Below are 12423 nucleotides of genomic sequence, written 5' to 3' on the forward strand. Positions count from 1 at the left end.
TCGTATCACACTGTCGGCTGTTGTTTCATCCATCGGGTAAGCCTTTTCACCGTCTCGCGGTTCGCCGGCGGCGGGAAATAGTGGGTGAACTCGGGGAAGTACCATGCGGTCACCGGTTTGCCGAGCTGCTTGAGCCGCCGCTCAAGCCGATAGGCGTGCTCAATGGAGACGTTTTCATCCCGCTCGCCGTGGATGATGAGCACCGGGGCTTGGAGCCGCTCGAGATGATAAAGCGGCGTGCGGCAGCGGTAGCGCTCCGGATATTTGTTCGGCGCCCCGCCGATGACGCGCTTCATCATCCGCCGCAAATCGGGCCGCTCTTGATACGTGAGCGCCATATCGGCCACCCCGCCCCAGACCGCGACCGAACAGACCGCATCGGCCATCACGGCGGCATGAAGCGCCATCGCCCCGCCGCGCGAGAAGCCGAACAGATGGACGCGCCCAGGGTGGACGAGCGGGTGGCGCCGAAGGAGGTGAAGCCCGGCGATGGCGTCATAGCGGTCGTCGCCGGCGAAATCTTCGTTTCCTTCCCCGCCCCCGTTGCCGCGGTAAAGCGGAGCGAAGACGACAAAGCCGTGCGACGCGAATTCGACAAGGCGCGGCACCCGCACTTGTCCGACACGCTTGATCCCGCCGCGCAAATACAACAGCCCGTCATACACGTCTTTTGACTTCGGCGCCGCCAACATTCCTTTCACTTTCAGCCCTTGCGCCATATAAGTGACGACAAACACGTCGATTCCCGGATGCGGCGACGGAAATCGATAGCAGTCGAGGATGTCCCCGTCCATCAGCTCATCTCCTTTTTTCTAGAAAGTGGGGAACACCAACCCGTTCGCTCGATTGGTGCGAAATCACGGCGGAATGATGGTCTTGCAAGATTTTTTAATTTGCGAAACGCTGCGGGAGAGCGGCATTTCCCTTTCCATCAAAAGCCTTCTAGGCATTCACACATTTTTCGCCCGTGCATACGATAAGGTGAAACGACTATGGATGGCCCGCAAGCCAAAGGGGGTTTGAAACGATGAAAAAATGGGCGATCTGGCTTTGTTCGCTTCTTTTGCTTTTGCCGCTTTCCGCCTGCGGCGCCAACAGCGGCGGCGGGGGCAAGCCGCTTGAAAACGTGCGGCTCGCCGAGGTGACGCGCTCGATTTTTTACGCGCCTCAATACGTCGCCTTGGCGAAAGGGTTCTTCAAGGAAGAAGGGCTCGATGTCGAGCTGACGACGACATGGGGCGGCGACAAAACGATGACGACGCTCCTTTCCGGCGGCGCCGACATCGCGCTGGTCGGGTCGGAAACGTCCATTTATGTGTATGCGCAAGGGACGGACGATCCGGTCATCAATTTCGCGCAGTTGACGCAAACTGACGGCACGTTCCTCGTCTCGCGCCACAAAATTGACCATTTCTCTTGGGAAATGTTGAAAGGAAGCACGTTCCTCGGCCAACGGAAAGGCGGCATGCCGCAAATGGTCGGCGAATTTGTGTTGAAACAACACGGCATTGATCCGCACACCGATTTGAACCTCATTCAAAACGTCGACTTTGCCAACATTCCGAACGCGTTTGCGAGCGGCACCGGCGATTTCGTCCAGCTGTTTGAGCCGACCGCAAGCCTTTTCGAACAAGAAGGAAAAGGGTATATCGTCGCCTCATTCGGCACGGAATCCGGACGCGTCCCGTACACTTCGTATATGGCGCGGCAAAGCTATATGAACGAACATAAAGACATCATCGAAAAATTTACGCGCGCCCTTTACAAAGCGCAACAATGGGTCGACTCGCACAGCGCCGCGGAGATTGCCGAAGTCATTCAGCCGTATTTTCAAGACACCGATTTGGCTTTGATCGAAAAAGTCGTCGACCGGTACAAAAGCCAAGGCACGTACGCGACCGATCCGATTTTGGATGAAGAAGAATGGAACAACTTGCAAAACATTATGGCCGAAGCCGGCGAGCTGCCGAAGCGCATCGACCTGAACACGCTTGTCGATTCGTCGTTTGCCAAAAACGCGATGAACACGCAATGAAAGCGGGTGAACGGAATGTTTCTTTCTGTCGACCGCCTCTCGCACACGTATTTTACGAAAACGACCGCCGTCACCGCGCTCGCTGATGTGTCGCTGTCCGTCGAGAAAGGGGAGTTCGTCTCCTTTCTCGGCCCAAGCGGCTGCGGCAAAACGACGCTGCTGTCGATCATCGCCGGATTGATCGAACCGACGGAAGGGACGGTGCTCATTGAAGGCGAACCGCTCTGGCCGGGCGGAGCAGACGCCCGGGCGGCGCGGCGCGCGGTCGGCTACATGCTTCAGCAAGACTACTTGTTCCCGTGGAAAACGATCGAAGAAAACGTCCTCCTCGGCTTGAAGCTGACCGGCACGCTCACCGCCGCGACGAGAGAGCGGGCGCTGGCGCTGCTCGCTGACATCGGGCTTGGCGGCGTGGAATCGTATCACCCGGGCCAGCTGTCCGGCGGCATGCGCCAACGGGCGGCGCTTGTGCGCACGTTGGCGACCGATCCGAAACTGCTGTTGCTCGATGAGCCGTTTTCCGCCCTTGACCAGCAGACGAAGCTGAAATTGGAAGAGCTCGTCTGGACGACGCTGCGGCAATACGGAAAAACAGCCGTCTTGGTCACCCATGACATCGAAGAAGCCATCGCCATGAGCGACCGCATTTTCTTGCTTTCGCCGCGTCCGGGCCGCCTCGTGCGGACGTTTGCCATTCCCGATGAACTGCGGCGCTGCCCGCCGCTTGCCGCCCGCCGGCATCCGGCGTTTTCGCCATTGTTCCAATCCATTTGGAAGGAGATGGAGGCTCTTGAATCAAGCTCCTGACCGCATCCAGTCGCTGCACCGTGAACATCTCGCCGCACTGCGCAAAGAGCGGCGGGTGATCCGCTTTTGGCAGGCGGTGCTGCTTGTCGCCTTTTTCGCCGTCTGGGAAGCCGCCAGCCGCTTCCACTGGGTCGATCCGCTCTTGTTCAGCTCACCGTCGGCCATCGTCAAGCTGTTTGTCGAAAAACTCGGCGATCATTCGCTGTTTGTCCACACGTGGGCGACGCTGTTTGAAACGTTGCTCGGCTTTCTGATCGGCACCGTCGGCGGGGCGCTCATCGGCGCGGTCCTTTGGTGGTTTCCGCGCCTGGCGAAAACGCTCGATCCATATTTGGTCGTCTTTAACGCCATGCCGAAAGTAGCGCTCGGGCCGATTTTGATCGTCGCCCTCGGGCCGGGATTTACGTCGATTATCGCCATGGGCGTCGTCATTTCGATCATCATCACAACGATTGTCGTCTATTCGTCGTTTCAAGAAGTCGACCCGAACTATTTGAAAGTGCTGCGGACGTTCGGCGCCACCCGCTACCAATGCTTTAAAGAGGCGGTGCTGCCGGCGTCGTTTCCGGCGATCATTTCGACGTTGAAAGTCAACGTCGGCCTCGCCTGGGTCGGCGTCATCACCGGCGAATTTCTCGTCTCCAAGCAAGGGCTCGGCTATTTAATCATTTACGGCTTCCAAGTGTTCAACTTTACGCTCGTATTAATGAGCCTGCTCATTGTCGCCTTGTTGTCGACCGTCATGTACCAGCTTGTCGCCATCATCGAGAAAAAGTGGAACAGCCGCCGTTAAGGGACGTCCCAAACCGAAAGATGGGCGTCTCTTTTTATGTGCAGCCATCTTCGCGGCATGTCCCCGTCGCCCGCGTTTCAGCCGATCCAGCCGCGCCGCCGGAGCTCCACGAGCGAAAGCGCCAGCACATCGTCTTTCATCAAATAGCTGAAGCGCGAATCGGCGCGGATGTCAGCCGGAAGCGCCTCAAGCAGCACCGGGCCGTTCGTTTCCCAATACGACGACCGCTCCGTGAGCCGGGCAATGTCCGCGAAATAAATGGTTTTGACGATATCGGGCTCGACGTGATATTGGCCGAGATAATGAAGCGACCCGACCACGCCCCCCGTCTCCTCCATCACCTCGCGGACGGCGGCTTCTTCCGCCCGCTCCCCTTGTTCGACTTTGCCGCCGGGAAACTCCCAGCCGCGGTATGGATGATCGGTCAACAGCCATCGGCCGCCATAGCGGCAAATGACCCACACATGCCCGGGAGAGGCGGAAAACGGATCGGCCGTAAACGCCAGCCGGACGCGATGCCCGTAGTAATCGCGAAATTCATGCATCGGACTCGCTCCTTTCCTCTCCCCATTATACCGAAAAAAAGCCGCTTTCTTTGCGGCTTTTTTATGCATCGTGTTCGTCCGGGAGAATGCCCATCGAGCGGATGTGCGCTTTCGCTTCGTCGTTGCCGAGTTCATAAATCATTTTGTAAAGGTCGACCATCGTCCGGTCGTACGCATCGTTTTCCCGGTCGTAATGGTATTGAATATACGGCACGTGGGCGCGCCAAAACGCCTGCCAGTCGGTCGAGTAGTTTTGGTCGAAATACTCGCGCAGGCGGGCGATTTCCTCGTCGGTCGCCTCGATTTGAAAGTCCCACGGCGACGCGGTTTTCAACTGGGAAATTTCCCCGGTTGCCATCGACACGTAATACGTTTTTTTCCGTTCGTCTGCCACCTTCGTCCACTCCTTCTGCTCTTTTTGCTTAGTGTGGGGCAATCCGGGAAAAATATGCTTATTTCATCTCATCTTTCAACAGCTGAATGGCTTTGCGCAGCACCGACGGGATCGGCACGCCGGCCCGGCCGGCGTTTTCGACGATGGAGATGAACTCATTGGCGATATAGAAGAACACGATCGCATCGCGAATCAAATGCATGTTCCATCCGATCGCCACATCGACCAAATGCGCCACCGCCACCAACACGAAAATCAACAGTTTCCGGACGATGCCGCGGAAGCCGACTTGGCTTGACAACGCCCCTTCCATCGCGCTGGCGACAATGCCGGTGATATAATCGACAATGACCAGCGCCAATAAAATTACGACAAATGAGTCCACGCTGCCGACAAAAAGCGACACGAGCGAGCCAAACAATGAAACGCCGAGCATCGGGATTGGCTTGTTCACGTTCCCTCCTCCTTGGACATAGGATGCGTGTAGCCATTCTATGCCCGCAGGAACCAACAAGCCACGGCACGTTTCCTAAAACAGCGCCCTTTTTCGACAAAACAACGGCCGCCCGTTTCTTCCGGGCAGCCGTTCCGCTTATCGTCCCAAAAACGATTTCAACATCCAAATATGTTTTTCCAAACTGCGGTGAATGCCAAGCAGCATATCGCCTGTCGTTTCGTCGCCGGTTTCCTCCGCCACTTGCATGCCTTCTTTCAGCTCGCCGGTCATCGTTTCAAAGTCGCCGGCAATGGCGGCGACCATCTGCTCGGCCGTCTCCGTTCCGGTCGCTTCTTTGACGGACGCCTGCTCAAGGCAGTCTTTCATCGTCGCCACCGGCTTGCCGCCCAACGCCAGCAGCCGCTCGGCGAGCGCGTCAATATGGCCGGCCGCTTCGTTGTACAGCTGCTCAAACTTTTCATGAAGCGTGAAAAACTGCGGACCGGTGACGTACCAATGGTAGTTGTGCAATTTCACGTACAAAACGGTCCAGTTGGCGATTTGTTTGTTGACAATGTCCGTTAACGGTTTGGTCATGTTCATTCCTCCCTATCGTTCACTTACCCAGTTTGTCCGCTCGTGAAACAACCGAACGGTACCGATGAATAGGTTGCCCGATTGCAACAGGAATATGAGCGGCCGGCCTTTTTGTATGCTATAATGGAAAGAAAAAAGGAAGGCATTATTCATGTACTGGACGTTGGCCATTTCTCTCATCATTGTGGCCGTCATTTTGGCGGCGGCGGTCGTCACCACCTCGAAAGCGTACGGGTACAAACATACGGTGGACCCGCTCCCTGAGGAACAAGACGACAAACAACAAGCCGGCCCGAAGCAGCCGCACTAGCGGCTTAGGGCCGGCTTGTTTGTCAGCCAAACACCTTTTTCAGCTCATTTTTGTCTTGCGCCAGCCAAAAGCGCATCAAGCTTTTCGCCGCCTCTAAGTCGTGAAGCTTCGCCTGGCCGCATTGTTGCTCCGTCGCCGCCGGCACCTCGGTCGCGTTCAAGGCGTCTTTCATCGCCCCTTCAAGCAAATCGATGATCTCTTCGACAGTCGGAGAGCCGCTCACAACGAGGTAAAACCCGGTTTGGCAGCCCATCGGCGAGATGTCGATGATGTCAAAGTGGTCGTATTTTGCCGCCTGCTTGCGGAGCGTGTATGCCAATAAATGTTCGAGCGTATGAATCGCGGCCGGATCCATCGCCTCTTTGTTCGGTTGGCAAAAACGGATGTCAAACTTATTGACGACGCCGTCGCTGCCGACTTTATGAACGCCGCAATGCCGCACGTACGGCGCTTTGACGGCGCAATGGTCCAATTCAAAGCTTTCCACCGGTGAAGGCATGCCCCCATCACTCCTCGTCAGTTGTTCTCCTTTTTATCATAACCAAAACCGCGTCTGTCCCGCACCTTTTTTGCCTGCCGCCCGTTTCGTTCGCGGCGGCTGCCGCAAAAAGCGGCGCCAAGCCGGCCGCTCCCAAGCGGGAAACGTTTTCCGCGAAAATGCATGCGCCTTGATGAGCCGTTTTCATGCCTAGATGGAGGGAAAACCGCTGCCCATAGGACTTTTCCGCGAAAACGTCCGTTTCATGCCCGGGCGGAGGGAAAACCGCTGCCCATAGGACTTTCCTGGCCAACTTGGATCCCGTTGGCGGCCGAACCGTGCTTCACCGTCCTGCTTTGCTTCCGCGCGGCGCGAAGCATCCCTTTTTCTTGAACGGCGGCATGATTTGTCCTATGCTAAAGATAGTCAAGCTAGAAAGGGATGGTTTCGGTTGGCCAAGCTGTTCATTATGCTCATCCGCTTTTACCAACGGTTTCTCTCTCCGCTCAAGCCGCCGACATGCCGCTTTTCCCCGACCTGCTCAAGCTACGCAATCGAAGCGATCCGACACTTTGGCGCCCTGAAAGGCGGCTGGCTGACGATCAAGCGCATTTTGAAATGCCACCCGTTCCATCCGGGTGGTTTCGACCCTGTCCCTGAACCGACCCGACATCCGAAACGAAAAACATAACGAAAGCCTCTTGCCTTCGGCTTTCTTTTTTTGTATGATGAATGATGTTAAATCGTAATGATTACTATTTTCAAAAATGGAAGGAGAAAACGAGATGGAGAAAATTCCTGTCACAGTGCTAAGCGGCTATTTAGGATCTGGAAAAACAACATTGCTCCACCATATTTTGCACAATCGAGAAGGAAAAAACATCGCCGTCATTGTCAACGATATGAGCGAGATCAATATTGACGCCGAACTCGTCCGGCAAAACAACGTTTTCCGCACCGAAGAAAAGCTCATCCAAATCCAAAATGGCTGTATTTGCTGCACCTTGCGGGAAGACTTGATCAAAGCGGTCGCTCAACTCGCCGACAACGGGGAAATCGATTATATCGTCATTGAATCGTCTGGTATCAGCGAACCGATTCCGGTCGCGCAAACCTTCACCTACTTAGATGAAACACTAGGCATTGATCTTTCGAACAAATGCCGCTTGGACACGATGGTGACGGTCGTCGACGCCAACCGTTTTTGGACGGACTTCTCCTCGGGCGAAACGCTGCTTGACCGCCAGCAGGCTGTCGATGAAACGGACAGTCGGGAAATAGCGGATTTGCTTATCGAACAAATCGAATTCGCCAATGTCATAATCGTCAATAAAATCGATCTTGTATCAGCGGAAGAAGCGCAAAAATTGCAGACTGTGCTGCGGAAACTGAATCCGGAAGCCGTCATCATCCCGGCGACCTTCGGCCAAGTGCCGCTTGATTCCATTTTAACATCTTTCCGAAAGAAGTCTCCCACTTCTAAACGAAGTGAAAGTGGGTGGTGAATTTCGGTTAGGTGTAGCCTAAGGTTGTCTCTTTTTTTTGTGGGTTATGATATAATCAGTTTTAGAAAAATGAAAGGCTGTTGTATCAATGAAATTAGACAATAATAACCATTCAGTGTTCCTGTTGTATGATCATCTTGTTCTCGTTGTAAAATATCGCAGACAAGTGATGGATGATACCATATCTGACTATGCAAAAGATATGTTTGTGAGATTGGGTAAAAATTACAATATCTCCTTGGTCGAATGGAATCACGATATGGACCATGTGCATATTTTGTTCAAAGCACACCCAAATAGGGAATGATCAACGTTCATCAATGCCTATAAAAGTGCAAGTTCTCGACTGATCAAAAAGCATTTTCCGCAAGTGAAAAGAAAACGAGCGTAAATTGTCTCGTAAAAAGAAAGGCTCGAATCGTTGGCATAAACAGCGTCTGAAAGTAGCGAAGTTGCATGAGAAAATGGCCAACCAGCGCAAGGACTTTCTGCATAAGGAGTCGCACAAATTAGCGAAACTTTATGATTGCGTGGTCATCGAAGACCTCAACATGAAGGGAATGTCCCAAGCCCTCCATTTCGGTCAAAGCGTTCATGACAATGGCTGGGGCATGTTCACCTCTTTCCTTCAGTACAAGTTGGCCGAACAGGGGAAGAAGCTGATCAAAATCGACAAATGGTTTCCATCATCGAAAACTTGTTCGTGCTGCGGCAAAGTGAGGAAGTCTCTATCGCTTTCTGAGCGTATATTCCGCTGTGAATGTGGATTCGAGAGCGACAGGGACGTCAATGCGGCCATCAATATCAAACATGAGGGCATGAAACGATTAGCGATAGTCTAACTTGTCCTCGAACCGTGGGGCACACGGGGATCGCTCGGTCAACTTCCCATCATGAGATGGGATTACCCGAGAAGCCCCCACCTCTAAGCGAAGCGTAGGTGGTGGGAGTATGTCACACACGCATTTATTCGATTTTGAAAAAGCAAGCCAATCAGCCGGCTGGATCAAAGAACTAAATGAAGAGCATACGCCTGAAACGGAACAATACGGCATCGCTTCCTTCGTCTACCGCCGAAAGCGGCCGTTTCATCCCGAACGGCTGATGAACTGGCTGGAAAACTGGCCGGTTGAAGTGGTGCGCGCGAAAGGCTTTGTTTGGCTTGCCCCTTGGAACGACTGGGGCATTCTCCTATCCCAGGCAGGGACATCGATCTCCATCCAAGCAGCAGGACGATGGATGGCTTCCTATCCGGAAGAGGACATTCAACAGCTGTTGCAAGAAGAGGAAACATGGGGAGAAAAGTGGGATGACACCTATGGCGACCGCTTGACCGAACTTGTGTTGATCGGCATCGATATGAACGCCGATGACATCGAGCGCTCGCTCGACGAATGTTTGCTGACGGATGAAGAGATGAAGGAAGATTGGACGCGGTTCCCGAATCCGTTCCCTTCTCTTCTTCCTTCATCCTAAAAAGTTGTTATTCATCGTTTTCAAATCGTAATGATTACGATATAATAAAAGCGCCCATCTTCATTCCAGAAAGGAGTCGACCATGAGAGCTGCGTCCATCTTTCTATCCTTGCTTTTAGCGGCCAGCGCCTTGCTATATGGTTGTCAATCGAAACCGGAGGCAAACAAAACCGGGACATCAAATGATCGCCTGACGATTTACACGACCGTCTATCCGTTGGAAGACTTCACGAAAAAGATCGGCGGCGATCTCGTTGACGTGAAAAGCATTTATCCGCCCGGCGCGGAAGCCCATACGTTTGAACCGACGACGAAAACGATCGAGCAAATCGCCGGGGCGGATGCGTTCCTTTACATCGGCCACGGGATGGAGCCGTTCGCCGAAAAGCTGAAGGAAACATTAAAAAATGAGCATGTCCAATTTCTTGCGGCCACAAACGGCATCGAATTGCTTGAATCAAACCACGAAGAGGGGCATGAGGAAGAGCACCAAGACGAACACGGGGAAGAACATGGGCATGACCATGGAGACAAAGACCCGCACGTCTGGCTCGACCCGATCCGCTCGATTGCAGTCGCCGAGAACATCCGCGACTTGCTCGTTGAACTGAACCCTGAAAAAAAGGAACGGTTCAATCAAAACTTTGCGGCGTTAAAGGCCAAACTCGAGCGCCTTGACGGGCAGTTCCGTTCCGTCATCGAAAAAGCGCCCAAAAAAGAGATGCTCGTCGCCCACGCCGCCTACGGCTATTGGGAAGACCGCTACGGCCTCCATCAGCTGAGCGTCTCCGGGCTGTCGCCGACGAACGAGCCGTCGCAAAAAGAGCTGGCCGCGCTCATCGATTTGGCGAAACGCCACGACATCCGCTACGTTCTCTTTGAACGCAACACACCGGCGAAAATCGCCGAAACGGTTCAGCGCGAAATCGGCGCCAAAGCGCTGTATTTGCACAATCTTGAAACGCTGACCGATGACGACAAAAAACAGGGCCGCGATTACTTCAATTTGATGGAAGAAAATCTAAAGACGATCCAACAGGCGCTCCGTTAGCCTCCCTTGTCCCCGCTGCCAAGGCGGGGCTTTTTTTTGTCGCATTTTTTGCCAACACTTTATTTTTTTCTGTTGGTGCTCCAAAAGACGGAGGGCGAATATAATGTACCATTGTTTTAAAAATTTCTAAAAAACGGGGTGGAATATGTGCGCAAACGAGCGATGATCACGCTCCCGATCACCATTATTTTGGCCGTATGCATCGCCGCTTCCTTCTTTTTGCTGAACACCAAACCGGACACGTCCCATATCTCAAGAGCACAAAAGCTGGCCGAGTACACGAAGCCGGCCGTCGTCCGCATCGTCGATTATGCGATTGTCGAGTGGGAATTTGCCAACTATGATCCGGATGTCGAGGCATACCTAGAGCAGCTTGATTACCAGACGGTGATTGGCGCATCCGGCTCAGGGGCGATCATTAGTTCCAACGGCTACATTGTCACGAACGCCCATGTCGTCGAGTATTCAAAAGCTGAAGAAATCGATATTGCCAACGCCGCTTTCGAGCAACTGGTGGCCGGGGTGGCCGAATACTTTGGCGTCGATTTTGACCTTGCCTACGATTACATGATCGAGTATACGTTTTACACAAAAGTGACGCGCGGCCTGAAAGTCATGTTGCCTGGCGGGGATGTGCTCGACGGGGAAATCAAAAGCTACGGAGCCCCGGTCAACCAAGGGAAGGACGTAGCGGTGTTGAAAGTTGAGGGCAAAAACTTGCCGACGCTGCCGCTTGGCAATTCGGACAACGTCCAAAACCAAGACGACATTTGGGTCATCGGCTATCCCGCAGCTGCGGAATCCGATTACCTTTCTCCCGATTCCTCTTTAGTCTCTTCGATGAACGCCGGCCACGTCTCGGCGACCTCGAAAAAGACCGAACAAGGAAGCCCAGTCATCCAACTTGACGCCGCCGCCACCCATGGAAACAGCGGGGGACCGGTCATCAACGAACGCGGGGAAATCATCGGTTTGCTCACCTTCCGCGGCGACACCGTCAACGGCCAAGAAGTGCAAGGGTTCAACTTTGCCGTTCCGGTCAATACGGTCAAAGAATTTGTCAAGCAAGCCGGCGCCGACCAAGGGCAAGGGGCGACGGACACCTTCTTCCGGGAAGGATTGACGCTCTATTGGGGCGGCTATTATAAAGATGCCCTGGCCAAATTTGAAGCGGTCGAACGCCTCTATCCGGGCCATTCGGAAATTAAACGGTTCATTACCGACAGCCAACAAAAAAGCGGGCAAAGCAAAATTCTTTGGTCGAATTATCAAACCGCCTTCTTCATTTTCGATGGCGTCGCTCTGTTGCTTATCATCGGACTGCTTCTGTTTACCTTTGTGCTTAAACCAAAACAGCCAAACAACGCTGCTGCTCCGGCCAACGGGCCGCCTATGGCGTCGGCCGATTTGAACCGCGACAACAAAGCCGGCCGTCAGGATGTGCCATTGGCCTCGCAGCAGCCCCCCGACAGCGGGAAAAAAGACAGCCCATAACCTTCCTTGCTTATAAATATAATATTAAAAAATGGGACATTTATGACGATAAAACCGCAAAGAGTCGATAAAAAGATGTCCGCCCGGCATCAGGCGGACATCTTTTTTTCTTTCCCCCGGCCGCTGCTACTCGAGAGACCGCACGTAGGCGGCGATCGCGGCGATTTCCCCCGGCGTCAACGTTTGCACTTCCTTCGTCTCGTGCCGCCGAATCGCCTCTTCGATCGTGTGCGCGCTGCCGTCATGCAAATACGGCGCCGTCGCCCACACGCCGCGCAAGGTGGGCGTATCCCATTGCTTCGGCGTCCGCGGGTTGGCAAAATGGGCGCGGGCGTCGCCTTTGGAAGCGCGGTCTTTCGGGTTGGCCGTGCCGATGTCATGCAAATAGGCGGTGTTGGCGGTCGTCAAGTTTCCGTCCGGCCCGATGGCTTTGACGCTGTCGGTGAAATATTCGCCCCCGTGGCAGCCTAAACAATTGCTTTTGCCAGCAAACACGTTCCCC

13 protein-coding genes and 5 pseudogenes are annotated in these 12423 nt (G+C 53.9%); 11 read left to right on the plus strand and 7 right to left on the minus strand.

The features are described from left to right. Positions 1-5: 5 nt before the first annotated feature. On the minus strand, positions 6-794 hold the full coding sequence (locus tag M493_RS13770) for an alpha/beta hydrolase family protein (protein ID WP_020960981.1): 789 nt from the start codon (positions 792-794) through the stop codon (positions 6-8). A gap of 233 nt (positions 795-1027) precedes the next feature. On the opposite strand from M493_RS13770, the gene M493_RS13775 reads away from it, so the two are divergent. Genes M493_RS13775 through M493_RS13785 form a run of 3 tightly spaced genes read left to right on the plus strand, consistent with a single transcriptional unit; the run spans position 1028 to position 3635 of the window. Next, positions 1028-2035: an ABC transporter substrate-binding protein gene (locus M493_RS13775; RefSeq protein ID WP_020960982.1), complete on the plus strand. Its 1008-nt coding sequence runs from the start codon at positions 1028-1030 to the stop codon at positions 2033-2035. Between the two features lie 15 nt (positions 2036-2050). Beyond that, entirely contained in the window at positions 2051-2842 is a 792-nt protein-coding gene (locus tag M493_RS13780) for an ABC transporter ATP-binding protein (RefSeq protein WP_020960983.1), read from the plus strand. After that, positions 2826-3635 carry an ABC transporter permease gene (locus M493_RS13785; RefSeq protein ID WP_020960984.1) on the plus strand — a complete coding sequence of 270 codons (810 nt, stop codon included), beginning with the start codon at positions 2826-2828 and terminating at the stop codon, positions 3633-3635. Before M493_RS13780 ends, M493_RS13785 begins: the two co-directional genes overlap by 17 nt. Positions 3636-3712: 77 nt before the next feature. On the opposite strand, the gene ytkD is transcribed toward M493_RS13785, so the two are convergent. From ytkD to M493_RS13805, 4 genes are all read right to left on the minus strand, one after another. Next, positions 3713-4180, minus strand: a complete 468-nt coding sequence (gene ytkD, locus M493_RS13790; RefSeq protein ID WP_020960985.1) for an RNA deprotection pyrophosphohydrolase — start codon at positions 4178-4180, stop codon at positions 3713-3715. Between the two features lie 61 nt (positions 4181-4241). Beyond that, a complete protein-coding gene (locus M493_RS13795; RefSeq protein WP_020960986.1) occupies positions 4242-4574 on the minus strand; it encodes a hypothetical protein in 333 nt (110 codons plus the stop codon). 58 nt (positions 4575-4632) lie between these two features. Further along, positions 4633-5028 (minus strand): phage holin family protein, encoded by a 396-nt coding sequence (locus M493_RS13800; protein ID WP_020960987.1) that lies wholly within the window; start codon positions 5026-5028, stop codon positions 4633-4635. Between the two features lie 138 nt (positions 5029-5166). Further along, positions 5167-5607, minus strand: coding sequence for a Dps family protein (locus tag M493_RS13805; protein ID WP_020960988.1), 441 nt, complete (start codon positions 5605-5607; stop codon positions 5167-5169). A 151-nt stretch (positions 5608-5758) separates the two neighbouring features. Between M493_RS13805 and ytzI the strand changes: the two genes are divergently transcribed. Then, positions 5759-5917: a YtzI protein gene (gene ytzI, locus M493_RS17825; RefSeq protein WP_020960989.1), complete on the plus strand. Its 159-nt coding sequence runs from the start codon at positions 5759-5761 to the stop codon at positions 5915-5917. Positions 5918-5939: 22 nt separating this feature from the next. Here the strand turns inward: ytzI and M493_RS13810 are convergent, their stop codons facing one another. Further along, on the minus strand, positions 5940-6416 hold the full coding sequence (locus tag M493_RS13810; protein WP_020960990.1) for an S-ribosylhomocysteine lyase: 477 nt from the start codon (positions 6414-6416) through the stop codon (positions 5940-5942). Positions 6417-6864: 448 nt separating this feature from the next. Between M493_RS13810 and yidD the strand changes: the two genes are divergently transcribed. The 7 genes and pseudogenes from yidD to M493_RS13845 all read left to right on the plus strand — a co-directional run bounded on the left by yidD (position 6865) and on the right by M493_RS13845 (position 11921). Continuing rightward, the gene (yidD, locus tag M493_RS13815; protein ID WP_041267988.1) at positions 6865-7086 is read left to right on the plus strand and encodes a membrane protein insertion efficiency factor YidD; all 222 of its coding nucleotides are present in this window, start codon (positions 6865-6867) and stop codon (positions 7084-7086) included. Between the two features lie 94 nt (positions 7087-7180). Beyond that, a pseudogene (locus tag M493_RS13820) lies at positions 7181-7897 on the plus strand (GTP-binding protein); the annotation flags it as partial. A 91-nt stretch (positions 7898-7988) separates the two neighbouring features. Next, a pseudogene (gene tnpA, locus M493_RS13825) lies at positions 7989-8282 on the plus strand (IS200/IS605 family transposase); the annotation flags it as partial. A gap of 1 nt (position 8283) precedes the next feature. Continuing rightward, positions 8284-8742 (plus strand): annotated as a pseudogene (locus M493_RS13830) (RNA-guided endonuclease InsQ/TnpB family protein); the annotation flags it as partial. A gap of 106 nt (positions 8743-8848) precedes the next feature. Then, positions 8849-9376 (plus strand): annotated as a pseudogene (locus M493_RS13835) (CobW family GTP-binding protein); the annotation flags it as partial. Positions 9377-9458: 82 nt separating this feature from the next. Continuing rightward, positions 9459-10427 carry a metal ABC transporter substrate-binding protein gene (locus M493_RS13840; RefSeq protein ID WP_020960997.1) on the plus strand — a complete coding sequence of 323 codons (969 nt, stop codon included), beginning with the start codon at positions 9459-9461 and terminating at the stop codon, positions 10425-10427. Between the two features lie 147 nt (positions 10428-10574). After that, positions 10575-11921: a S1C family serine protease gene (locus M493_RS13845; protein WP_020960998.1), complete on the plus strand. Its 1347-nt coding sequence runs from the start codon at positions 10575-10577 to the stop codon at positions 11919-11921. A gap of 126 nt (positions 11922-12047) precedes the next feature. Here M493_RS13845 and M493_RS13850 read toward each other — a convergent pair. After that, positions 12048-12416: pseudogene (locus M493_RS13850) on the minus strand (cytochrome c peroxidase); the annotation flags it as partial. Positions 12417-12423: the final 7 nt, after the last annotated feature.

The sequence above is a fragment of the Geobacillus genomosp. 3 genome (assembly GCF_000445995.2).
Taxonomy (GTDB): Bacteria; Bacillota; Bacilli; order Bacillales; family Anoxybacillaceae; genus Geobacillus.

Excerpts from the sequence above, each read along its gene's own strand:
- M493_RS13770 (WP_020960981.1), bottom strand. The coding sequence starts at position 794 with ATGGACGGGGACATCCTCGACTGCTATCGATTTCCGTCGCCGCATCCG.
- M493_RS13775 (WP_020960982.1), top strand. The coding sequence starts at position 1,028 with ATGAAAAAATGGGCGATCTGGCTTTGTTCGCTTCTTTTGCTTTTGCCG.
- M493_RS13780 (WP_020960983.1), top strand. The coding sequence starts at position 2,051 with ATGTTTCTTTCTGTCGACCGCCTCTCGCACACGTATTTTACGAAAACG.
- ytkD (WP_020960985.1), bottom strand. The coding sequence starts at position 4,180 with ATGCATGAATTTCGCGATTACTACGGGCATCGCGTCCGGCTGGCGTTT.
- M493_RS13805 (WP_020960988.1), bottom strand. The coding sequence starts at position 5,607 with ATGACCAAACCGTTAACGGACATTGTCAACAAACAAATCGCCAACTGG.
- ytzI (WP_020960989.1), top strand. The coding sequence starts at position 5,759 with ATGTACTGGACGTTGGCCATTTCTCTCATCATTGTGGCCGTCATTTTG.
- M493_RS13810 (WP_020960990.1), bottom strand. The coding sequence starts at position 6,416 with ATGCCTTCACCGGTGGAAAGCTTTGAATTGGACCATTGCGCCGTCAAA.
- yidD (WP_041267988.1), top strand. The coding sequence starts at position 6,865 with ATGCTCATCCGCTTTTACCAACGGTTTCTCTCTCCGCTCAAGCCGCCG.
- M493_RS13840 (WP_020960997.1), top strand. The coding sequence starts at position 9,459 with ATGAGAGCTGCGTCCATCTTTCTATCCTTGCTTTTAGCGGCCAGCGCC.